The following is a 20,171-nucleotide window of genomic DNA, read 5'->3' as shown; positions in this document are numbered from 1 at the left end:
GGCAAAGACCTAGTCTCGCCCATTTCTTATCTACTTGATAATACCGTCAATGCTAAGGCAATGGCTAGCCAGAAAAAGACTAAAACACCTGTCAAACGTTGCATCACGGCTTCAAAACCACGCGCTTTACTACGTTCAAACAAATCACCCGAGCTGGCATCAAATACATTGCTGGATTGGTTCTTAGTTGGTTGCATGAAAATCGCAATCACAATCACAACAGATAATACTAATAAAATGGTTAATAATAGGTTGTACATATCAAACTCCTTAAAATCCCTATTATTTTACCATAAATTCTACTTAGATTCAAGATGTAGGGTTACTTTTCTTTCCTTGGGACAATACTTTAAAACCTCAATCTTGTCTGGATGGGTTTTGGAGTTCTTACTGGTTAGGTAATTAATACTGCCACAAGAGGAGCATTTGAGATTAATTTTTACTCGCACTAGATTTCCTTTACTTTTAATAATGATCTAAATTGAACTAAGTTAAATAAACAACTGAAAGCCACACAGGCTGCTGTCGCATAAAAAACAGAGTGGTAGCCAAATTGCCCCGCGACTGCTGAACCAGTCATGGGACCAACAACACCCCCAAGGTAGAAAAAGACTTGGTTAAAGGCAAAAATCCTTGAAATGCCTGCTTTGGGAGTCATCTTACTAAGCAATGCATTAACACCTGGTATCAGAGCACCCGTTCCCAAACCAAATAGAAAACGATACAAGCCAAGTTGAATGGGGCTGGTTGCATGGGCACAAAGAAGGTAAATGATGACTGAATAAACCTGCGCTGCAACTAAAAGTCTATGATTTCCCACCTTATCTCCTAGTTTTCCCATCACTCCAGCACTCATCATGCTAGAAAATCCCATACTCGATACTATCAAACCAGATACAAAGAGGAGATTTTCAGTCTGCCCTAAGTCCCGCACATAGAGAGCCAGGATAGGACCAATTGATTGAGCTGAAAATTGAATGACAAAGCTGGTTAAAAACAAATTAATCAAAAGATGAGAGTGTTTAATAGAACTAAACAACTCTTTTGTTGGAATAGCCTTCTCCTTAGCAACTGGCTGAAAATCTTCCTTGATAAAGAAAATGGTTAAGATTGCGGCTAAAAATAGGAAAGCACCCACCAATAAAAAGACATTGCGAATACCAAAAATTTCAGCAATCAAGCCACCTACAAAGGGGCCCGTTAGGGTTCCAGCTACTACTCCAGTTGATAAAGTCCCCAAAGCATAGCCAGACTTATCCTTGGGGACTTGACTGGCTATTAAAGCTGTCGCATTCGGTACGAAACCTGTAAATACGCCATTTAGTAATCTAAGAAAGATTAACCAATAGATATTCGGCACGAAGGCCAAACCTCCCATAGTGATGGTCATGGCAAGGCCAGCTCGAATCATCATGGGTTTACGACCGTACTTGTCAGCAAGAATACCCCAGATAGGAGAAACTAGAGCTGCTGAAACAGCCGAAACTGAGATGGCTAATCCAGCATAAAAAGCAACTTGGTCACTCTCGATTCCCAACTGCTCTACAAAGATAGGCATAAAAGGGACGACCAAGGAAATACTGGCTCCCGTTAGAAAACTACCGAACCAGGCGACACGAAGATTATCTTTCCAACTAATCTCTTGCACAGCTATCTCCTCCTTCAAGTAACCTCACTACTTGACCCACAAGCTGATCACGACTGCCATTATTATCTAATATATGACTCGCCAAACTTTTCTTTTCTTCTAAAGACCACTGGACTGCCAGACGTGCTTCAGCTGATTCCTTAGAAAGGTGATCCCGTTTCATAAAACGTTCTAATTGGATATCATAGTCAACATAGACCAGCCACGTTTCATCAAACCAAGCACTGTAGTCCTGTTCAAAAAGTAGGGGAATATCCATGAAAAAAACCATTTCTGTCTGGGCTAACTGTTCTCTCAGTGCAGCCAATTCCTCACGAATAATCTCCCCTTGGGTTTGCTTAGACCATTCTTGTTCTTCTGGATTTGAGAAGATGAGACTAGCCAGGAGAGGGCGATTTAGTGCTCCATTTTCTAAGATAATTTCCTTCCCAAAGTGCTGAACTAAGAGCTGATAAAGACGACCACCAGGTCTTTGTAACTGGTGGACAAGTTGGTCAGCGTCGACCACTTGAAAGCCTTTCTCTCTTAGGAAATTTGTCACAGTTGACTTCCCAGAGGCAATTCCTCCTGTGATTCCAATGATTTTTCCCATCAGCCCCTCCTTTGACACTGAGGACAAAAATGAGTTCCTCGTCCACCGAGCTGGATTTTCTCAATTAGAGTTCCACAGCGTGAACACTCTTGACCAGCCTTATCATAAACTTGATGAAAATCCTGCATGGTTCCATCTTCCCCAAAGGCATTGGTATAGGTTCGAATGGTGGAACCGCCCTTTTCAACTGCCTGTCTCAAAACAGCAATGGTCTGGTCATGAATAACCGACGCTTCTTCTGCTGTTAAACTCTGAGAAGATCGAGCTGGATGGACCTGTGCTTGCCAGAGGACCTCATCCACATAGATATTGCCAAGGCCAGCTACCAAAGTTTGGTCTAGGAGATGGGATTTGATAGGCTTTTTAGATTTGACTAGGGCAGCTTGAAAGACCTGCAAATCAAAGTCCTGCTCTCTTGGCTCAGGACCTAATTTTTTAGAAATAAAGTAGGCTTCCAAAAGGTCAGGGGCCAGCAGTTCCATAGTACCAAACTTGCGTACATCCTCATAAACAAGCGTCCCACCATCCTCAAACTGGATGAAAACATGGGCATGCTTACGTTCAGGAACCTGGTCCGGATAGTAAAAATACTTGCCTTCCATCCGCAAATGAGAAATCAAGACCTTGTCTGTTAGGTAAAAAAGCAAATATTTTCCACGGCGTCCCATTGACTCAATTACTTGACCAGCTAGTTCTTTTTGAAACTCTTCCAAATCCGTCTTAATCATCTTGGGATAACGAATCTCTAGGCTAGAAATCTTCTTTCCCAAAATCAATTTTTCTAAGCCACGACGAACCGTTTCAACCTCAGGTAATTCAGGCATCGTTCCTCCTTCTGTAAAAACAAGAAGCAGGCATGAGCCCACCTCTACTTAGTATTCTTTTTCATTATAGCCAAAGTCAGCTAGGTCCAGCTTTTTATCACGCCAGTTTTTCTTGACCTTGACCCAAGTTTCTAGGAAAACCTTGTCCCCTAGCATGAGTTCGATATCACGACGAGTCATGGTCCCAATTTTCTTGAGCATATCGCCACCTTTTCCGATGACAATACCCTTTTGGCTATCTCGTTCAACCATAATGGTTGCACGGATATGAATCTTGTCTGTCTCTTCATCCCGCTTCATAGAGTCGACTACTACGGCAACTGAGTGGGGAATTTCTTCGCGCGTCAAATGAAGAACTTTCTCACGAATCATTTCTGAAACCAAGAAGCACCCATGTTTTCTTATCGCCTCGCAACTGTGGAAGCACACGACCCTCCTCGTCTGCCAAAATTCCACCAGCAAAATTCAGTATAACCTTATCATACCTCACCTTGGAGCGAATATAGGAAATATAGTCTTGGGTCATATTTAATACTTTCTAATCTAAATTTTCAATATCATTTATAAAAAACGATAGCAAGGCTTTTTCTTTAACTCTTGAGACACCTAAATCATTTCTCATTTCATTCATTAGTTGTTCTGAGATTTTGAGTAATTTTTTACCATCCGAATCAGACGTAGCAACTTTTCGAAATTCCATCCAATTTTCGACAACTTTTCTAGAACCCCATAACGTTATTTCTTTACTAAATTTTATCAAATCTGCAATTTGTTCCTCAGATGGATATTGCGAATTTTCTTTATCAGATTGATTTATTTTATATATCATTTCAACAAAATGATAATAAGCCGTTTCACGTTTTTGCGTTAAATATTGTAACCTAGTCTGCCTTATATCAAAAATCACTTTAAATGTAGTCGTAGCAATGGTGACAAATCCTGTAATAATCGCAACAACTATGATTGCATTATATGTTTTTAGAATGGAGAACAACGTCAAAAACCAATTGAAAGAAAAATACAATACCCCTAAAATTAGTAGCAGACCTAAAAAACCTAAAAAAGTATTTTTTTTATTATCCTGCATAATCTCACTTTATTAATCCCTTCACTTTACATAGAAATTTTTAATCATAAGAAGATAACCAACCCAAACTCCTCGACTTATAACTGATCATCAAGCTACTCTTAAGTTTTAATACTCCTTCTTATTATAGCCAAAGTCAGCCAAATCTAGCTTTTTATCACGCCAGTTTTTCTTGACCTTGACCCAAGTTTCTAGGAAAACCTTATCACCTAGCATGAGTTCGATATCACGACGAGCCATAGTCCCAATTTTCTTGAGCATTGCGCCACCTTTTCCGATGATAATGCCTTTCTGGCTATCGCGCTCCACCATGATGGTTGCACGGATATGAACCTTGTCTGTCTCTTCATCCCGCTTCATAGAGTCGACTACTACTGCAACTGAGTGAGGAATCTCTTCTCGAGTTAGGTGCAAGACTTTCTCACGGATCATTTCAGAAACCAAGAAACGCTCAGGATGATCTGTGATTTGATCAGCTGGGAAATACTGGAAACCTTCCTCAAGATTTTCACTAAGGATGTCAATTAGACGAGAAACGTTATTTCCCTGAAGGGCTGAGATTGGGACAATCTCCTTAAACTCCATTTGATTACGGAAGTCATCAATCTGAGCCAGAAGTTGGTCTGGGTGGACCTTGTCAATCTTATTGACCACCAAAATAACTGGAACCTTGGCAGCTTTCAGACGCTCGATAATCATATCGTCGCCCTTACCACGTGGCTCATCAGCTGGCACCATGAATAGAACAGTATCTACTTCACGCAGAGTACTGTAGGCAGATTCCACCATGAAATCCCCAAGGGCTGTCTTAGGCTTGTGAATCCCAGGTGTATCGATAAAGACGATTTGCTCCTTATCTGTTGTGTAAATCCCCATGATTTTATTGCGCGTTGTTTGCGCCTTGTCACTCATAATGGCAATCTTTTGCCCCATGACGTGATTCAAAAAGGTTGACTTTCCAACATTGGGACGTCCTAAAATGGCTACAAAGCCTGATTTAAATGTCATAATTTCCTCTTACTGTTTAAAATAGTATATCCCAAATGCGTGGGAGAAAGATAAGTGCACCTGTCACTGCAGCAAAAAGAGAGACAACTAGCACGGCTCCTGCTGCCATGTCCTTGGCTTTCTTTGCCAACATAGAAAAGTGATAGTGACTGGCTAGATCCACCACATTTTCAATAGCAGAGTTAATAATCTCAAAGGCTACTACCAAGAAAATGCTCATCAGGAGAAAGAGCCATTCAATGCGTGACACCTGAAAAACAAAACCTGCAAAGATAACTACTAGAGCCGTCACTGCATGTTTTCGCATATTGCGTTCTTCCTTGAAAGCAGTCAGAATTCCTGTAAGAGCAAATTCTAAACTAGATACCAGGTCACGATTTTTCCATTTTCGTTTATTGTCTTGTGAGTCCATAGGCTGTCAAAATTTCTTCTTGTAAACCGAACATCTCCGCTTCTTCTTCCGGAGTGTAGTGATCGTAGCCGTTAATGTGTAAAAAGCCGTGTACTGCCAAGAAGCCCATTTCACGCTCAAAGCTGTGACCGTATTCCTCAGCCTGCTCATGCGCTTTATCGATAGAGATGAACAGTTCCCCAATGTAGGCATCAAACTCGGACATCATTTCTGCTAATTCAGGATTTTCAAGCAAATCCTCTTCGTCAAAGGAGATGTCCAACTCTGGTTTATACTCAAGGCTAATGACATCTGTCGGACGATCCGTATCACGGTACTCGAGATTGAGTTCATGGCTACGCTCGTTAGTCACAAAAGTGACTGCCATCTCCTTGTCTTCTTTTCCTATTTTTTGGGCTGCAAATTCCAAAATTTCTTGGGTTTGGTGCAAGATTTCTTGTGAAACTTGACCAGTTTCATCTACCATTTCAATATACATGTACTTCTCGATTCTCTTTACTTGGCTTTATTATACCACATTTCCATGATTTTATTCTACCTTTTTGATATAATACTATGGAATACAATCACAAGGAGAGAACGATGTCATTTGACGGATTTTTTTTACACCACATGGTTAAGGAATTGCGAAGAGAGTTGGTCAATGGTCGCATTCAGAAAATCAATCAGCCTTTTGAACAAGAGTTGGTCTTGCAAATCCGTAGCAATCGCCAAAGCCATCGCCTGCTCCTCTCTGCCCATCCCGTTTTTGGGCGCATCCAGCTAACCCAAACGACTTTTGAAAATCCAGCCCAACCTTCTACTTTTATCATGGTTTTGAGAAAGTATTTGCAGGGTGCCCTGATTGAGTCGATTGAGCAAGTCGAAAATGACCGTATCATGGAAATCACAGTTTCCAATAAAAATGAGATTGGGGATCATATTCAGGCTGCCTTGATTATCGAGATTATGGGCAAACACAGCAATATTCTCCTCGTGGATAAAAGTAGCCATAAAATCCTCGAAGTTATCAAACACGTCGGCTTTTCACAAAATAGCTACCGCACCTTACTTCCAGGATCGACCTATATCGCTCCGCCAAGCACCGAATCTCTCAATCCTTTTACTGTCAAGGATGAAAAGCTCTTTGAAATCCTGCAGACCCAAGAGCTAAAAGCTAAAAATCTTCAAAGTCTCTTTCAAGGTCTAGGACGAGATACGGCAAACGAACTGGAAAGTTTATTGGTCAGTGACAAACTATCCACTTTCCGAAACTTTTTCAGTCAAGAAACCAAACCATACTTGACAGGGATTTCTTTCAGCCCAGTTCCTTTTACGAATCGTGTAGGAGAGCCTTTTGCCAGCCTTTCTGACTTGCTAGACACCTACTATAAGGACAAGGCTGAACGCGACCGCGTCAAACAGCAAGCCAGTGAACTGATTAGACGTGTTGAAAATGAACTTCAGAAAAATCGCCATAAGCTGAAAAAACAAGAAAAAGAGTTACTAGCGACAGACAATGCTGAGGAATTTCGCCAAAAAGGAGAATTGTTGACAACCTTCCTCCACCAAGTGCCTAATGACCAAGATCAGGTTACCTTGGACAACTACTACACCAATCAACCTATCACCATTGCGCTTGATAAGGCCTGGACTCCCAGCCAGAATGCTCAACGCTATTTTAAACGTTACCAGAAACTCAAAGAAGCTGTCAAATACCTGACTGAACTGATTGAAGAAACCAAGGCAACTATTCTCTATCTGGAAAGCGTGGAGACTGTGCTCAACCAAGCTGGACTGGAAGAAATCGCTGAAATCCGTGAAGAATTGATCCAAACAGGCTTCATCCGAAGAAGACAGAGAGAAAAAATCCAGAAACGCAAAAAACCAGAACAGTATCTGGCGAGCGATGGCAAAACCATTATCTATGTCGGTCGAAACAATCTTCAAAACGAAGAATTGACCTTTAAAATGGCTCGCAAAGAAGAACTTTGGTTCCATGCCAAGGACATCCCTGGAAGCCATGTCGTCATCTCAGGAAATCTTGACCCATCTGACGAAGTCAAGACAGATGCGGCCGAACTGGCTGCCTATTTCTCCAAAGGGCGCTTATCTAATCTAGTTCAGGTGGATATGATTGAAGTAAAGAAACTCAACAAACCAACAGGAGGAAAACCCGGTTTTGTAACCTATACCGGACAAAAGACCCTCCGCGTTACGCCAGACCCAGAAAAAATCGCATCTATGAAAAAATCCTGATTTCACTTGAAAACAGGATTTTCTTTTACATTTTACTCTGCAATCAAGATTTCCAAACCAACCTTCATCATATCGGTGAAGGTGTTTTGGCGTTCTTCTGCAGTGGTGTCTTCATCTGGATTGACCAAACTATCGGAGATGGTCATAATAGCAAGTGCATCAACGTGGTGTTGGGCAGCAAGATAGTAAAGAGCTGCTGCTTCCATCTCCACAGCCTTGACTCCCCATTTACCAAGCTCGATGTTCTTTTCAAAATAGTTTGAGTAAAAGACATCTGAAGACAAGACGTTCCCAACGTGGGTTGTCATACCGAGTTCTTTGGCGATATGGTAGGCCTTGTCTAGCAAGTCAAAACTTGCAATCTGTGGAAAATCATACTGTGGCCAGTCGTTGCGGATGATGTTTGAGTTGGTTGCAGCAGCCTGTGCCAAGACCAATTCACGGACGTGAACATCTTCATTCAAAGAACCAGCAGTTCCCACACGAATCAATTTCTTCACACCGTAATCCACAATCAACTCACGCGCGTAGATCGAAATGGATGGCATCCCCATCCCAGTTCCCATGACAGATACACGATGCCCCTTGTAAGTACCAGTGTAGCCAAACATGTTACGCACTTCGTTAAAACAAACAGCATCTTCAAGGAAGTTCTCCGCAATAAACTTAGCACGAAGAGGATCCCCAGGAAGAAGAATTTTATCAGCAATTTCACCCTGCTTAGCAGCAATATGGATAGACATAATTTATAATACAAAGAGCGACAAGAAAACGACTGAAAATTAGGAATCTGACGAGAAATCCTGATTTCTCAATCAGATTATCTATTTTCCGAGTTTTCCGCTCGTGTTCAAATTAGAACACCTTGCTCTACCTTTCTTTATTGTATATTTAGGATAGCGACAGATAACAAAGTAAAAATAGGAAACTGACGAAGCATCGTAGATGCTAGACAGTTTATCTTTTTTACATAGTTCTCCGCCCGTATTCAGTTCAGTGAATACAGTTAACCCATCCTTTCTTTATTCTAAAAGTGATACTACGAAAGATACCAAACCCGTCAAAAAGCGAAGAGGAAATAGGAGTTGGGTGCAATGAGCGATGCTCGCTAGACCAACTATCTTTTTCCCACTGCTTTTAGGGAGGGTTCAATTCCTTTCTTTCTTAATTTTGATGACAAATAGGAGAACAGCACGGGTTCAATTCAAACCCAAACTACCTACCTTTCAATTTTTTTAGAAAAGTTTTCCGCTCGTGTTCAAATCTGAACATCTCGCTCTACCTTTCTTTTTATATATTATATAAAGTTTAAAGAGGGGTAGTATTAAATACTTACTACACCTTTTGATTTCATAGTAAGATGATTCCAAGTTCTCTTCCAAAGTTGGAATCCCGCCTTTCTGTAGTTCCTAGTTTACCAACGAATCTAAAAATGCATACAGTTTTGCATTCATTTCAGAGTAATCGTTTCCACGTAATTCTTCTGGTGTTTGAACAAAAGATAACTTTTCACTTTGCTCTCTTAATTGCTCCTCACCATCCGCAGTAATTAAGAGTTCTACTACTTCGGGATCAAATTCCAAATGGGCCTGAAATGCATAATGCTTCGGACTAAAGCGAATAATTTGGCGTGGACAACCTTGACTCGTCGCAAGAACAACAGCATCCTCTGTCAGCCCTGGCATATCACCGTGCCAGTGGCCGATTTCTAAGGTTTCTCCGAACAAGCTGACATGAGGATCTGTTAGGCCTTGCATCGTCAATGTCACAGGATAAACGCCGATCTCGCGCTCTGGACTATGTTCATACTTCGCACCATAGGCAACAGACAGGAGCTGCGCACCAAGACAGACACCAACAATATAAATATCTGCAGCAATCGCTTCTTTCATAAAAGCAAGCTCAGCCTTAGGGTCATAGTATGGGAAGTTTTCTCTATCCTCATCAGGAGATTGGGGACCACCCATGACAATCAGAAAATCAATCCCGTCAATTGTTTCAGGAAGAGGTTCTTTTTCATAAACCTTTGTTGATGTAATGTGATGACCTCGTTCCAGAGCCCATTTTAGATAAGCACCCGGAACCTCAAATGTTTCATGCAGTACAAAATGTACCTTCATTGTCCTCTCTCCCATCTCTTTCGAATCACATAAGACATTCCTGCCGCTAGTACAAGCGGTATTGTCAAACTCCAAGCCTGTCCAGTAAATCCAATGGTCAGAGCAATCGCTGTCAGAGGAGCGTGTAAGGTCGTCCCTAAAAAGACTGTTGCTCCTAGTAGCATTCCTAGAGCTGGATCCAGATGGACACCAACTACTGTCAAAAGCAAGGTCACTAAGTAACCAGACCCAATCCCCAAGGCAAATGATGGTGTCAAGGTTCCCCCATAGGCACCATTGCGTAAGAGGAGATAAACCAGAAGCCCCTTCATTGCAAGAGCCAGTGGAAGATAGGGAACAGGCTGGTGAGATAACAAGGCTTGCGCTAGTACCTGACCATTTCCCATAAAGATAGAGAAAAAGGATACAAGGCTCCCCAACACTAGAAAGGCTAGAGGAAGAGCCCAAAGGATCGTCTCATCCTTGCGCCGTTTGCGATTAGCTTGCTTTGTTAGGAAAGAAAAGACCAGAGCAAGCGGAGTAACCAAGAGAGCAATCAAAATAGCCTGTAGAAAACTGCTGAGCGACCATGAAACTGCAGACAGGTGATAGAGGACATCATGACCAACAATAGGCTGAACAATCCAATTTGCCAAATAGGTACTTGCCAAAACTAGCAGAATATTTTGCCAACTATAAGCAAGTCCTAAGGTCTCAAAGACGAACAAGCTACTGGCAAAGGGAACCTGATAGACCGCAGCTAAACCGGCTCCTGCTCCACATGCAATTAAGACTTTTCGATCTTTTACAGTTAGGAAAAATTCTTTCGCCAAGCGACCACCTATAAGAGCACCAACCTCGCGTGGAGCAGCTTCTTTTCCGACCGAAGCCCCCGCTCCAACAATCACGATCTGCATGACTGCATGAAGTAGGTGGGGCAAAGGAACTGGATCTGTATTTCCAACTAAGTCGATTTGCTTTCGAATAGACTGAAGCTTATAACGTCTCTGTAAGACATACCAGAATCCTGCTGCCAAGCACCCTGTCACACACAAGACGAGGAATCTACGGAGACCTCCAGCTTCTTGGAATTGTTGGAGCAAATCCGAACTAGCTTGGCCAAAAGCCAGACTTTGCACACCTTCTAACAGATAATGGCAGGCAATGCCGACTAGTCCAGTCGCTATTCCCAATGATAAAGTGGCTAGAAGCAACCTTAGTACGTAGGGCAGACTTTGGAGTCGTGCTTTCATAGGATCACAATTCAGCAAGAATCGCTTTAAGCAATCCTTTGAAGTCGCCTTTGACACGCTCTGTCACTTCCACAACTTCTTCGTGGTTGAGTTCTTCTTGGAAACCAGCAGCATGGTTAGTGATACATGAAATTCCTAGAACTTTCAAGCCTGAGTGGGCGGCCACAATAACTTCAGGAACAGTGGACATACCAACTGCATCTGCCCCCAATGTCTTATAGGCACGAATCTCTGCTGGGGTTTCATAAGTCGGACCTGTTACACCAATATAGACACCTTCATCAAGCTTGATACCGAGTTTTTTAGCCACTTCATGGGCAGTAGCACGGTATTCTGGTGTGTAGGATTTAGACATATCAGGGAAACGTGGACCAAAGTCATCCAAGTTTTCACCCATCAATGGGTTTTGCCCCGTCATATTGATATGGTCTGAGATAACCATCAAGGTACCAGGACCAAATCCAATACCTCCAGCTGCATTGGTTACAATGACACCTTCACATCCGAGAACTTTCATCACACGTACTGGGAAAGTCACGACTTCAAGAGGATTTCCCTCGTAGAAATGGAAGCGACCTTGAAGAGCCAAGACTTTTCGACCTGCAAGGTCACCATATACCAATTTACCAGCGTGACCAACTACTGTAGAGCGACCCCAGTTTGGAATCTCAGCATAGTCTACTACAACTGGATTTTCGATTTCTTCTGCCAATTCTCCAAGTCCTGATCCAAGGATTAGACCGAACTCAGGCGCTTGGATTCCCTTGTCTTTCAGGAAAGCAGCTGTTTCCTTGATTTTATCTAAAAATGTCATTGTGTGTCTCCTTTATTATTTTTTAACATTTGACCGATTTTGTCAAAGGTTTTGGCATTGCGAATGGTGATGTTGCGATAGAAAGGCATCTTGAGCAAGTACTTGTGATAGGCAGTTGCATAGTAGGATTCTTCAGAGAATTTCCCCCAGAAAATCCCAAGTCTTCCAAAATGAACCACTTCATCTTTCAGTTCCAAACTTTCAACTTTCTCAATGACTTGAGCCACATCCAAGCCCTCCGTGTAAAAGAGGACATCCTTTCGTGCCAAATCTTTGGTCCACCATTCAGGAAGATTTTCAAGTTCCGCTTCAAAGTCCTCTAGACTCAGCAAAGAAAAGCTCTGGATAAATGGATAATGGACTTCAAAGAAAGCCTCTAACTTTTCAACCAATCGGGCTTTGGCATCTGTCGAAGTAAAGAAGATATTGCCACTGTTAATGTAGGTTTCAACCTTCTCCAAACACAACTCTGTCAATTCTTGACGAAGTTGCGCCATGACAACTTTATTTTTCCCACCGACATTAATACCCCGAACAAGTAAAGCATAGCGCGTCATCTTATACCAATTTATCTAAGAAACTTTCCCCAATCATGGCAGTTTCAACACCAAAGTTATCGGCAACAGTCGCTGAGATATCTGCAAAATGTCCAACTGGAATGACACCATTTCCCTTAAAGCTAGGGCTGTAAGCTAAAAGTGGAATATATTCACGAGTGTGGTCAGTTCCAGCATAGGTTGGGTCATTTCCATGGTCCGCTGTAATCAAGAGAAGGTCGTTCTCTCTCATGGCTGCGATAATTTCAGGCAAGCGTTCATCAAACTCATGCAAGCAATCACGGTAACCATGAGCATTGCGACGGTGGCCGTAAAGGGCATCAAAGTCAACCAAGTTTGTGAAAGAGAATCCTTTTTCAAATTCAGCAAGTCCCATGGTCTTCAATAGTGTATCAATTCCGTGGCTATTTGACTTGTTGTGTCCCATGTCATGATTGATTCCTGCACCGTTAAAGATATCATTGATTTTACCCACAGCATAAGTATCGATACCTGCTTCATTGAGTTTATCGAGAACAGTTGGAGCAAATGGAGATACGGCCAAGTCACGACGATTTGCCGTACGAGTGAAGTTACCTGGTTCACCCACATATGGACGGGCAATGATACGACCTAGAAGAGCAGGACGCTCAAGGGTAATCGAACGAGCATATTCACAAATACGATACAATTCATCTAAAGAAATGATGTCTTCGTGGGCAGCAATCTGCAAAACTGGGTCAGCTGAAGTATAGATAATCAACTCCCCAGTTTCCATCTGACGTGGTCCAAAATCGTCGATAACAGCTGTTCCTGAGTAAGGTTTGTTGGCTTCACGAATGACCTTACGTCCTGAAAATTCTTCGATTTTTGTCAAGATTTCTTCTGGGAATCCGTTCCAGAAAGTATCGAAAGGCTCGGTAATGTTGAGTCCCATGATTTCCCAGTGACCAGTCATGGTATCCTTACCAAGAGATACTTCTTCCAATTTTGTCACATATCCTGTTGGATGGCTTTCTGCTGGTACAGTCTTCAAGGGAGTTTCGCGAGGAATATTTCCTAGACCGATTTTAGCCATGTTTGGGACATTCAAACCAACTGTTTTTGAAATGTGTCCTAGTGTGTCAGAAGCTCCATCTGGAACCCCTGCATTAACAAAGTTATTGGCATCTGGCGCAGCACCGATTCCCACAGAATCCAGTACCACCAAGTGAATACGATTAAATTTTGACATAGTCTGTCTCCTTATTATGTTGATTAGTTTGCTTTTGTTGAAGTTAAAATCCGAACACCATCTCGTCCAGCAACGATGACCTTATCCACCATTTGGTTGAACAAGCCATGCTCTACGACACCAACGATATGGTCCAATTCTTGCCCGAAGGCAATTGGATCTTCAATGACATCCAAGGCTAGGTCAATGATAAAGTTCTGCATATCGGTCACAAAATGTTGACCGTCTTTTTCACGAAAACTTGGTTTATAGCCAGCTCGCTCAAACCGACGAAAGATCTGTTCCGCGCCATACTGAACCACTTCTACTGGCAATTTAAAAGCACCTAGTTTCTCTACCAGCTTGCTTTCATCTACCACCCAAATGTATTCTTTTGAGGGCGTTGCGACAACCTTCTCCATCAGAAGGGCACCACCACCACCTTTGATCCCGTTGAACTGGCTATCTACTTCATCCGCTCCATCGACTGTCACATCGACAAAGTCCACTTGATCAATCGACTTGAGCGGGATATTAAGACCTTCGGCCTGTTTACTAGTAACACTGGAAGTCGTCACAGCAGTAATCTGCAAACCTTCTTCCTTAATCCGATGACCGATTTCTTCTACGAAATAGTAGGCAGTTGATCCAGTACCGAGTCCAACAACCATACCATCCTTGACAAACTCAGCAGCCTTGATACCTGCCATCTTTTTCAGATTCTCCACTTAAACACCTCCATTAAAGAGCTACTTTTATTATAACATGTATCCGTTTTTATTTCATGAATACGCTTGAAAAACCCGAACATTTTTATTTCGGGTTTTGGTGTCCTATTTAACCATATCTGGATCGTAATCATAGAATCCTGTGTCCAGGAAACGGTTTTTAGGGTGAAGTTTACGAACTTCTTCATCCAGCAAAAAGGCTTGATCATGGCTGAAATTCCCCTCTTGAATCAAGCCACGCGCTTGAATAAAGAGTTTAGCAATTTCTACAAAATTCTGACCTGGGGTGTAGAGCCCCTCAAGTTTCCAGTGAGTAAAACCATGCTCCACCAATTCTGTCAATTTGGTCATCAAATCAAGGTCGTTGTTGGCAAAGATGTGGGTACCATGATTGTCTTCAAAGATGGAATAATGGCTTTCTGGGTCACTCGGCTCTGCCAAGAAGAGATCACGTTTACGCGTCTTTTCATCATCGATATGCGTAAAGTTATAGTAGTTTTGTAAGAGCGGACGTTTAGAATGGTGAATGACACTAGCTCCGTAAACCAACACTTCAGCAGGAATTTCCAAAATCTCGGGCATCTTGAAAAGTTCAGCAGATGGAATTTCACGGGCCAAGACAGCCTCAGATGCGCCAGCCTTTTGACCCCAGAAGTTAATCTGACGGCTACTAGTCACCATAGTTGAAGCATCGTAGATGGTTTTAAAGGAGTAGCCATCACGGTTGACCACGTAAAAGACACCTGCGTCCCCAACAGTAATATAGTCTGTCTTGATTTCTTCCAAGAAGTCTAGGAAAGGCTTGATACGGTCCATCATATCTTGGTGCATGAGGGCATTAACCGCGACAATCAGTTCCTTGCCTGCTTCATGAACGAGATTAGCGATAGTGCGTAAATCTTCATAACTAAAGGTTGTTGGCAGACGAAGGCCAAAATCTTTCTCACCAACATAGATACGATCTACGCCAGCTTCGAGTAACTGTTCAACTTGTTCAATACTTTCAGCAGTTGCTGTAATGATAATCTTTTCCATAAGAAAAATTATACCACATTTCTCAAAAATCAGCTATGGGTACTAGGAGTTTTATAAAAAGTCAAAGTCATTTTTTAAAGGTTGCAATCAAAAAGTGAACGGTAACTTGTACCATTCACTCTTTTTTTATGCATGTGTTTCTTCAACTAGGTGGCCATCGTTCATGACATAAATTCGGTCAACCTTATCAAGAAGACGAGTATCATGCGTAATCATAACAACTCCTCTGCCTTGTTCATGAGCAATGGCAGCCAGCATCTCCGTTACTTGGTAGGCACGCTGGGTGTCTAGACTGGCTGTTGGCTCATCTGCAAGCACAATGCTTGGATTGTTATAGAGCGCTCTAGCAATCGCGGCACGCTGACGTTCGCCACCCGATAGAGCTTTGGGATACTGATCTTGAACTTTTTCCAAATCCAACAAGTCAAAGAGCTCTTTTCGGTCACTTTTACTATTTTTTCCCTTATCTAGTCTGTCAATCAAATCCAGCTGTTCCTTGACTGTTAGAAAAGGAATTAGGTTTGAAGCCTGGAGAATGAAACCAAACTCTCTAAAACGGAGATCTGTTTTTTCCTTCTCCGTCAAACTGCCTGTTTCCTTCCCTTTGACTAGAATCTTTCCACTCGATGCTTCCTGAAGTTGTCCTAAAGTTGTTAGAAAGGTCGTCTTTCCAGAGCCAGAAGGCCCAACGATAGCAACGAACTCTCCTGCATTTAGCTGAAAATTCGTCTCATACAGGGCTACGACTTTCATCTTGCCTTCTCCGTAGGTTTTTGTCACTTGATTCATTTCAATCAATGCTGTCATACTATTCTCCTTATCACTCTGCAATTGCAGTAATCGGGTCCACCTTTAGCAAGCGTGGAAGTGAAATGACACCACCTAGAAGGGCCATCAAGGAAATTACCAAGCTTAGGACAGAGTAGGCTATCCAACTTGGATAGAAAAAGAAGGTAGCTGGTAAGACTAAAATGACTCCTCCGATTGCCAGCAAGGCTAACGCAATCCCCATACCAGCTAGGAGGAAGATTTGACAGAATAGAGACCATACAATGGTTTTGATCTGTATCCCTTGAGCCCGCATTATTCCATAAAGGCCTAGTTTTTGTATGGTAATGATATAAACAAAAATCCCCACAATCAAGCCTGTGATAACAATCATAGCGAGAATCATTCCCGAAAATACATTCACCTGAGGTGTGTAACCAGGAATTTTCGATATCATTTTTGGAATGGAAATCTGTTTCAGACCATCCCCGACCACTTCTATGTCATTTTTCAATACCAAGGCAGAGATGGAACGATTGGCTTTCAAGGTTCCTTGTAAGGTCCAATAAGTTGTCAGACTCGTAAAGACAACCGGCTCGGTGAAAAATTTATTTCCTTGAGTCAGGCCTACAATCTTGTAACTTGACTCGCTACCATTGAGCTGAATGGCATCACCTAGCTTCATCCCATAGTTCTCAAAAGACTGATCCACAACAACCTCATCATCTCCTTCAGGATAACGCCCCTCCGTCAAACTAGGAGAGATGAAAGAGTCCCAGTCTTGGGCAAAAATGGAAACATTGACCTTTTCACTACCATCGACTAGATTGGTCACAGCAAACATATAGCCCAATGGAGTAGCCTCTTCAGAACTCTTATCCTTGTAGTCCTTTTCAGGAATAAAAGATGCTGTCAAATTATCATTTGCGTAGTCGGATAAAACCACACCCGTCGCCTGCCAATTATCAATAGCTGCCCGGTTGTTTCGCACAAGACCAAGAGCTAGACTGGTCATAAAAAAGACCATAAAAGCGATAAGAAAAATGGTAGTTAGAATCAAACTATATCGAAGTTTGTTTCGTACTATTTCTTTGATAGCAAGATACATGCTTATCTCCTTTAACTTTCCCCAGAGGTAGCAAGAAGGCCACCCAATCCTATAGACAGAATCTCTGTCCTTCCATCCATTCAAAACAACTCCTACCTATTCTTTTAAAATGAATCAAGGTAGCAACTCAACAAATCATCTTAGGAAAAAGCCTCAGCTTGCTATCAATTTATATAAGTTATCCTTTCCTTTCTCAGTATATTTATAATAGAGAAAGTCAGGTCATCTGTTTTAAGTGTAACATCCATGCTATCACTTTCTCTAGTGGGTGTCAAGAAGAGTGACTTAGAAGATGATAAGAGACTTTAGCAGTTTTGTAACCATTCTGTAACAATTCTCTGCATAAAAAATGATAAAATAGTTGGGTACTGTTAAGGAGAGAATCATGCCCGCAAGAAAACTAGAAGCTTATGAGTTTGAACAAATTCCAGAATCGAAACAAACTCCGCTTTATCAAGATTATACACCAGAAGCCCCAGTCGGCCCTAACCCAAAAGAGATTTTATTTTTTGTCAATATCGCTTGTTTTTGTATTTTTATGGTGCTTTTTAGCTTTATCTTTTTAGCCTTAAAGTTTAACACAGCTTTGTCCTTTATCGCTGCTATGGCAACAAGCTTCGCACTTTTACAACTTCAACGAAAGATAATGAAACGAAAATTTTCAAAATAAAGGTTGGTACTACTACCAGCCTCTTTTCTAGTGATCAAAAAAGACAGTCATCTAACTGTCTTTTTTATTTATTCTTACGTTTTGAAGGAGACTGAATAGCGATCTTAACTTCAAAAATTGTTCCTCTAGGTTTGTTATCTTTTACGCTAATCGTTCCTCGTAAGGCATCTACGATCTGCTTGGCCAAAGATAGTCCAAGGCCAAAGCCACCTTTCTGACGGGTTCTCGCCTTGTCTACACGGTAAAAGCGGTCAAAGATTTTCTTCTTGTCAGCAGCTGAGATTCCAATTCCGTTATCCGTTACTGTAAGATAGAGGTGGCGATCTGTAGCATAAACCACAAACTCAATTTTTCCATCTTCTTCGGTATACTTGATGGCATTGTCAAATAAGATGGTCATGAGCTGTTTTAGGAGCAACTGATCGGTCATGAAGGGACGATAAATCCGATTTTCGTAGTTAAAAACTCGATCATTTTCAGAAGCAATCAACTCATAGTTAGAAAAGGCTGTTTTAAAGAATTGCGGAGAAACTTCTGCTATTTCTGGTTTGATTCCATCATCTCGACGTGCAAGGTTGAGAAGATTGGTCGTGAGGAAGCGCATGTTGCGAACTTCTTCAAGACTCGAAGCGATACTTTCGCTAGACTCCATAATTGTTGCTTCTGGTTTTCGAAAGAGAGTCTCTAAACGATTTTGTAAAACAGCCAAAGGCGTTCTCAGTTCGTGACTGGCATTTTCAACAAAGGACTTCTGCTTTTGCATACTTTCCAGTAAAGGTTTGACACTGACACGTGCCAGATAAACACTGGCAATTAAAGACAGGAGCCAGAAACTGGCCATGACTACAACAATTAAATGCTCGTGGTTTTGGCTGATTTGCTCAAGCTGGCTAGTATTGATTAAAACCGCCGCATATTTGACATTGCTTGAAACAGTGGACGAATTTGTTTCCATCAAGATCATTCGGTAGGTTTCTTCCTGACCATAGCTATTGAAAACTTGGATTTGGCGAATATGATTCAATTCTTTCTTGTCCAGTTTGATCTTGTCTAAACCTAAAAAGCGATTGCCCAGTAAGAGTTGGTTAAAATCCTTGTCAAAGAGCAAAACTTCGGTATTGGAGCTAACATTGGGTTTGATTTCAGCCTTGCTGGCATCCGCAGTTGCGGGTTGGATGTCCTTGACCTCCTCAGTTGCCCGATTCAGGGCTAACTGGATAACAGCTTGGGGACTACTACTAAGGGCTTGGAGTTTTTCATCTACAGAAGTGTAGAGACTCGAGTGCATGACCTGGAGGATAATCAAGGTCATAGCAGAGAAGATCAGGGTGAACACTCCAAAGTTTCGAATGAAATAGCTGAAATCATCCGCATACCATGTTTTTTTTAGTTTATTGAACATCTTTTAAAATATACCCGACACTACGCAAGGTTTGAAGGTTTTCAGCAAAGGCCGTTCCCTTCAATTTCTTACGAACTTTTGAGACATAGACTTCTACAACGGAAATAGTCGTATCGCTATCAAATCCCCATAGACGGTCAAAAATTTGCGTCTTGGGAAGAATAACATTTTGATTTTGAAGGAAGTAAACCAACAATTCAAACTCTTTTCCGAGCAGTTCCACAGGAGTATCTTCCACTTTCACTTCATTCGTTGAAAGGTTGACGACAATATCTCCATAGGTCAAAGTGTTTTCATTAAACTTACCTGAACGTTTGAGAAGGGCTTGGATCCGCATTTTGAGTTCTTCTAGGTAGAAAGGCTTGGTGAGGTAGTCATCCGCTCCCAACTCAAAACCATGTCCCTTGTCATCCAAACTTTCTTTGGCAGTCATGATCAGAACTGGTGTTGTAATTCCTTTTTCTCGCAACTCTTTCAAGACTTGGAAGCCATTTTTTTCCGGCAACATCAGATCAAGCAAAATCAAGTCATAGACGCCACTTTCAGCTTCGTAGAGACCTTCTTCTCCATCAAAGACCTGCATGACATCTGCAAAATCATCTAAAAAGTCAAATACTGAGTTTGACAGGCCCAGGTCATCTTCTACTAATAAGATTTTTATCATCAGAAACTCCTCCTTGTTATGATTATTATACCAAAATTGCCTTAAAAAAAACTCAACTCTCTCTTCTTTTAA

At 41.8% G+C, this 20,171-nt stretch carries 23 protein-coding genes and 2 pseudogenes; 2 read left to right on the top strand and 23 right to left on the bottom strand.

The window, feature by feature from the left end; all coding sequences use genetic code 11:
* Window positions 1–26: 26 nt before the first annotated feature.
* From secG to ybeY, 11 genes and pseudogenes are all read right to left on the bottom strand, one after another.
* Window positions 27–260: a preprotein translocase subunit SecG gene (gene secG, locus FQT28_RS04020; RefSeq protein ID WP_007519515.1), complete on the bottom strand. Its 234-nt coding sequence runs from the start codon at window positions 258–260 to the stop codon at window positions 27–29.
* A gap of 39 nt (window positions 261–299) precedes the next feature.
* Window positions 300–449, bottom strand: coding sequence for a 50S ribosomal protein L33 (gene rpmG / locus FQT28_RS04015; RefSeq protein WP_001809104.1), 150 nt, complete (start codon window positions 447–449; stop codon window positions 300–302).
* Window positions 449–1,648, bottom strand: coding sequence for a multidrug efflux MFS transporter (locus tag FQT28_RS04010; protein WP_143989506.1), 1,200 nt, complete (start codon window positions 1,646–1,648; stop codon window positions 449–451). The genes rpmG and FQT28_RS04010 overlap by 1 nt, the downstream gene beginning before the upstream one ends.
* Window positions 1,635–2,240 carry a dephospho-CoA kinase gene (coaE, locus tag FQT28_RS04005; protein ID WP_143989505.1) on the bottom strand — a complete coding sequence of 202 codons (606 nt, stop codon included), beginning with the start codon at window positions 2,238–2,240 and terminating at the stop codon, window positions 1,635–1,637. The genes FQT28_RS04010 and coaE overlap by 14 nt, the downstream gene beginning before the upstream one ends.
* On the bottom strand, window positions 2,240–3,064 hold the full coding sequence (gene mutM / locus FQT28_RS04000; protein ID WP_143989504.1) for a DNA-formamidopyrimidine glycosylase: 825 nt from the start codon (window positions 3,062–3,064) through the stop codon (window positions 2,240–2,242). The genes coaE and mutM overlap by 1 nt, the downstream gene beginning before the upstream one ends.
* Window positions 3,065–3,112: 48 nt before the next feature.
* Window positions 3,113–3,451: pseudogene (locus FQT28_RS03995) on the bottom strand (KH domain-containing protein); the annotation flags it as partial.
* Window positions 3,444–3,590, bottom strand: a pseudogene (locus FQT28_RS03990) (DNA mismatch repair protein MutT); the annotation flags it as partial. The pseudogenes FQT28_RS03990 and FQT28_RS03995, both read right to left, overlap by 8 nt.
* A gap of 12 nt (window positions 3,591–3,602) precedes the next feature.
* On the bottom strand, window positions 3,603–4,151 hold the full coding sequence (locus tag FQT28_RS03985) for a hypothetical protein (RefSeq protein ID WP_143989502.1): 549 nt from the start codon (window positions 4,149–4,151) through the stop codon (window positions 3,603–3,605).
* Between the two features lie 108 nt (window positions 4,152–4,259).
* Complete coding sequence (era, locus tag FQT28_RS03980; protein WP_143989501.1) at window positions 4,260–5,159, bottom strand: GTPase Era; 900 nt, start codon at window positions 5,157–5,159, stop codon at window positions 4,260–4,262.
* 16 nt (window positions 5,160–5,175) lie between these two features.
* Window positions 5,176–5,571 (bottom strand): diacylglycerol kinase family protein, encoded by a 396-nt coding sequence (locus FQT28_RS03975; RefSeq protein WP_143989500.1) that lies wholly within the window; start codon window positions 5,569–5,571, stop codon window positions 5,176–5,178.
* Window positions 5,552–6,049 carry an rRNA maturation RNase YbeY gene (gene ybeY, locus FQT28_RS03970; RefSeq protein WP_143989499.1) on the bottom strand — a complete coding sequence of 166 codons (498 nt, stop codon included), beginning with the start codon at window positions 6,047–6,049 and terminating at the stop codon, window positions 5,552–5,554. Before ybeY ends, FQT28_RS03975 begins: the two co-directional genes overlap by 20 nt.
* 104 nt (window positions 6,050–6,153) lie before the next feature.
* On the opposite strand from ybeY, the gene pavA reads away from it, so the two are divergent.
* On the top strand, window positions 6,154–7,809 hold the full coding sequence (gene pavA / locus FQT28_RS03965) for an Rqc2 family fibronectin-binding protein PavA (RefSeq protein ID WP_143989498.1): 1,656 nt from the start codon (window positions 6,154–6,156) through the stop codon (window positions 7,807–7,809).
* A 32-nt stretch (window positions 7,810–7,841) separates the two neighbouring features.
* On the opposite strand, the gene deoD is transcribed toward pavA, so the two are convergent.
* From deoD to FQT28_RS03915, 10 genes are all read right to left on the bottom strand, one after another.
* Window positions 7,842–8,552, bottom strand: coding sequence for a purine-nucleoside phosphorylase (gene deoD, locus FQT28_RS03960; RefSeq protein ID WP_143989497.1), 711 nt, complete (start codon window positions 8,550–8,552; stop codon window positions 7,842–7,844).
* 666 nt (window positions 8,553–9,218) lie between these two features.
* On the bottom strand, window positions 9,219–9,929 hold the full coding sequence (locus FQT28_RS03955; RefSeq protein ID WP_143989496.1) for a type 1 glutamine amidotransferase: 711 nt from the start codon (window positions 9,927–9,929) through the stop codon (window positions 9,219–9,221).
* A complete protein-coding gene (locus FQT28_RS03950; RefSeq protein ID WP_185952352.1) occupies window positions 9,926–11,161 on the bottom strand; it encodes a chloride channel protein in 1,236 nt (411 codons plus the stop codon). The genes FQT28_RS03955 and FQT28_RS03950 overlap by 4 nt, the downstream gene beginning before the upstream one ends.
* Before the next feature lie 4 nt (window positions 11,162–11,165).
* A complete protein-coding gene (locus FQT28_RS03945; protein WP_143989494.1) occupies window positions 11,166–11,975 on the bottom strand; it encodes a purine-nucleoside phosphorylase in 810 nt (269 codons plus the stop codon).
* On the bottom strand, window positions 11,972–12,532 hold the full coding sequence (locus FQT28_RS03940) for a DUF1697 domain-containing protein (protein ID WP_143989493.1): 561 nt from the start codon (window positions 12,530–12,532) through the stop codon (window positions 11,972–11,974). The genes FQT28_RS03945 and FQT28_RS03940 overlap by 4 nt, the downstream gene beginning before the upstream one ends.
* Window position 12,533: 1 nt before the next feature.
* The gene (locus FQT28_RS03935) at window positions 12,534–13,745 is read right to left on the bottom strand and encodes a phosphopentomutase (protein WP_143989492.1); all 1,212 of its coding nucleotides are present in this window, start codon (window positions 13,743–13,745) and stop codon (window positions 12,534–12,536) included.
* Window positions 13,746–13,768: 23 nt separating this feature from the next.
* Window positions 13,769–14,452, bottom strand: a complete 684-nt coding sequence (rpiA, locus tag FQT28_RS03930; RefSeq protein ID WP_143989491.1) for a ribose-5-phosphate isomerase RpiA — start codon at window positions 14,450–14,452, stop codon at window positions 13,769–13,771.
* Between the two features lie 105 nt (window positions 14,453–14,557).
* Window positions 14,558–15,487 carry a peptidase U32 family protein gene (locus tag FQT28_RS03925; RefSeq protein WP_131200720.1) on the bottom strand — a complete coding sequence of 310 codons (930 nt, stop codon included), beginning with the start codon at window positions 15,485–15,487 and terminating at the stop codon, window positions 14,558–14,560.
* Window positions 15,488–15,613: 126 nt separating this feature from the next.
* Window positions 15,614–16,294 carry an ABC transporter ATP-binding protein gene (locus FQT28_RS03920; protein WP_143989490.1) on the bottom strand — a complete coding sequence of 227 codons (681 nt, stop codon included), beginning with the start codon at window positions 16,292–16,294 and terminating at the stop codon, window positions 15,614–15,616.
* 13 nt (window positions 16,295–16,307) lie between these two features.
* On the bottom strand, window positions 16,308–17,363 hold the full coding sequence (locus FQT28_RS03915; protein WP_143989489.1) for an ABC transporter permease: 1,056 nt from the start codon (window positions 17,361–17,363) through the stop codon (window positions 16,308–16,310).
* Window positions 17,364–17,748: 385 nt separating this feature from the next.
* Between FQT28_RS03915 and FQT28_RS03910 the strand changes: the two genes are divergently transcribed.
* Window positions 17,749–18,033: a DUF3270 domain-containing protein gene (locus tag FQT28_RS03910; RefSeq protein WP_143989488.1), complete on the top strand. Its 285-nt coding sequence runs from the start codon at window positions 17,749–17,751 to the stop codon at window positions 18,031–18,033.
* A gap of 64 nt (window positions 18,034–18,097) precedes the next feature.
* Here FQT28_RS03910 and FQT28_RS03905 read toward each other — a convergent pair whose 3' ends face one another.
* Window positions 18,098–19,435: a sensor histidine kinase gene (locus FQT28_RS03905; protein WP_143989487.1), complete on the bottom strand. Its 1,338-nt coding sequence runs from the start codon at window positions 19,433–19,435 to the stop codon at window positions 18,098–18,100.
* Complete coding sequence (ciaR, locus tag FQT28_RS03900; protein ID WP_000590630.1) at window positions 19,425–20,099, bottom strand: two-component system response regulator CiaR; 675 nt, start codon at window positions 20,097–20,099, stop codon at window positions 19,425–19,427. The genes FQT28_RS03905 and ciaR overlap by 11 nt, the downstream gene beginning before the upstream one ends.
* Between the last annotated feature and the right edge of the window lie 72 nt (window positions 20,100–20,171).

The sequence above is a fragment of the Streptococcus oralis genome (genome assembly GCF_901543815.1).
GTDB lineage: Bacteria > Bacillota > Bacilli > Lactobacillales > Streptococcaceae > Streptococcus > Streptococcus oralis_CM.
This window is presented reverse-complemented; position numbering and strand designations above follow the sequence as displayed.

Bases quoted from the DNA above. Each gene is read 5' to 3' on its own strand.
- secG (WP_007519515.1), bottom strand. From the start codon at position 260: ATGTACAACCTATTATTAACCATTTTATTAGTATTATCTGTTGTGATT.
- coaE (WP_143989505.1), bottom strand. From the start codon at position 2,240: ATGGGAAAAATCATTGGAATCACAGGAGGAATTGCCTCTGGGAAGTCA.
- mutM (WP_143989504.1), bottom strand. From the start codon at position 3,064: ATGCCTGAATTACCTGAGGTTGAAACGGTTCGTCGTGGCTTAGAAAAA.
- FQT28_RS03985 (WP_143989502.1), bottom strand. From the start codon at position 4,151: ATGCAGGATAATAAAAAAAATACTTTTTTAGGTTTTTTAGGTCTGCTA.
- era (WP_143989501.1), bottom strand. From the start codon at position 5,159: ATGACATTTAAATCAGGCTTTGTAGCCATTTTAGGACGTCCCAATGTT.
- FQT28_RS03975 (WP_143989500.1), bottom strand. From the start codon at position 5,571: ATGGACTCACAAGACAATAAACGAAAATGGAAAAATCGTGACCTGGTA.
- ybeY (WP_143989499.1), bottom strand. From the start codon at position 6,049: ATGTATATTGAAATGGTAGATGAAACTGGTCAAGTTTCACAAGAAATC.
- pavA (WP_143989498.1), top strand. From the start codon at position 6,154: ATGTCATTTGACGGATTTTTTTTACACCACATGGTTAAGGAATTGCGA.
- deoD (WP_143989497.1), bottom strand. From the start codon at position 8,552: ATGTCTATCCATATTGCTGCTAAGCAGGGTGAAATTGCTGATAAAATT.
- FQT28_RS03955 (WP_143989496.1), bottom strand. From the start codon at position 9,929: ATGAAGGTACATTTTGTACTGCATGAAACATTTGAGGTTCCGGGTGCT.
- FQT28_RS03950 (WP_185952352.1), bottom strand. From the start codon at position 11,161: ATGAAAGCACGACTCCAAAGTCTGCCCTACGTACTAAGGTTGCTTCTA.
- FQT28_RS03945 (WP_143989494.1), bottom strand. From the start codon at position 11,975: ATGACATTTTTAGATAAAATCAAGGAAACAGCTGCTTTCCTGAAAGAC.
- FQT28_RS03940 (WP_143989493.1), bottom strand. From the start codon at position 12,532: ATGACGCGCTATGCTTTACTTGTTCGGGGTATTAATGTCGGTGGGAAA.
- FQT28_RS03935 (WP_143989492.1), bottom strand. From the start codon at position 13,745: ATGTCAAAATTTAATCGTATTCACTTGGTGGTACTGGATTCTGTGGGA.
- FQT28_RS03925 (WP_131200720.1), bottom strand. From the start codon at position 15,487: ATGGAAAAGATTATCATTACAGCAACTGCTGAAAGTATTGAACAAGTT.
- FQT28_RS03920 (WP_143989490.1), bottom strand. From the start codon at position 16,294: ATGACAGCATTGATTGAAATGAATCAAGTGACAAAAACCTACGGAGAA.
- FQT28_RS03915 (WP_143989489.1), bottom strand. From the start codon at position 17,363: ATGTATCTTGCTATCAAAGAAATAGTACGAAACAAACTTCGATATAGT.
- FQT28_RS03910 (WP_143989488.1), top strand. From the start codon at position 17,749: ATGCCCGCAAGAAAACTAGAAGCTTATGAGTTTGAACAAATTCCAGAA.
- FQT28_RS03905 (WP_143989487.1), bottom strand. From the start codon at position 19,435: ATGTTCAATAAACTAAAAAAAACATGGTATGCGGATGATTTCAGCTAT.
- ciaR (WP_000590630.1), bottom strand. From the start codon at position 20,099: ATGATAAAAATCTTATTAGTAGAAGATGACCTGGGCCTGTCAAACTCA.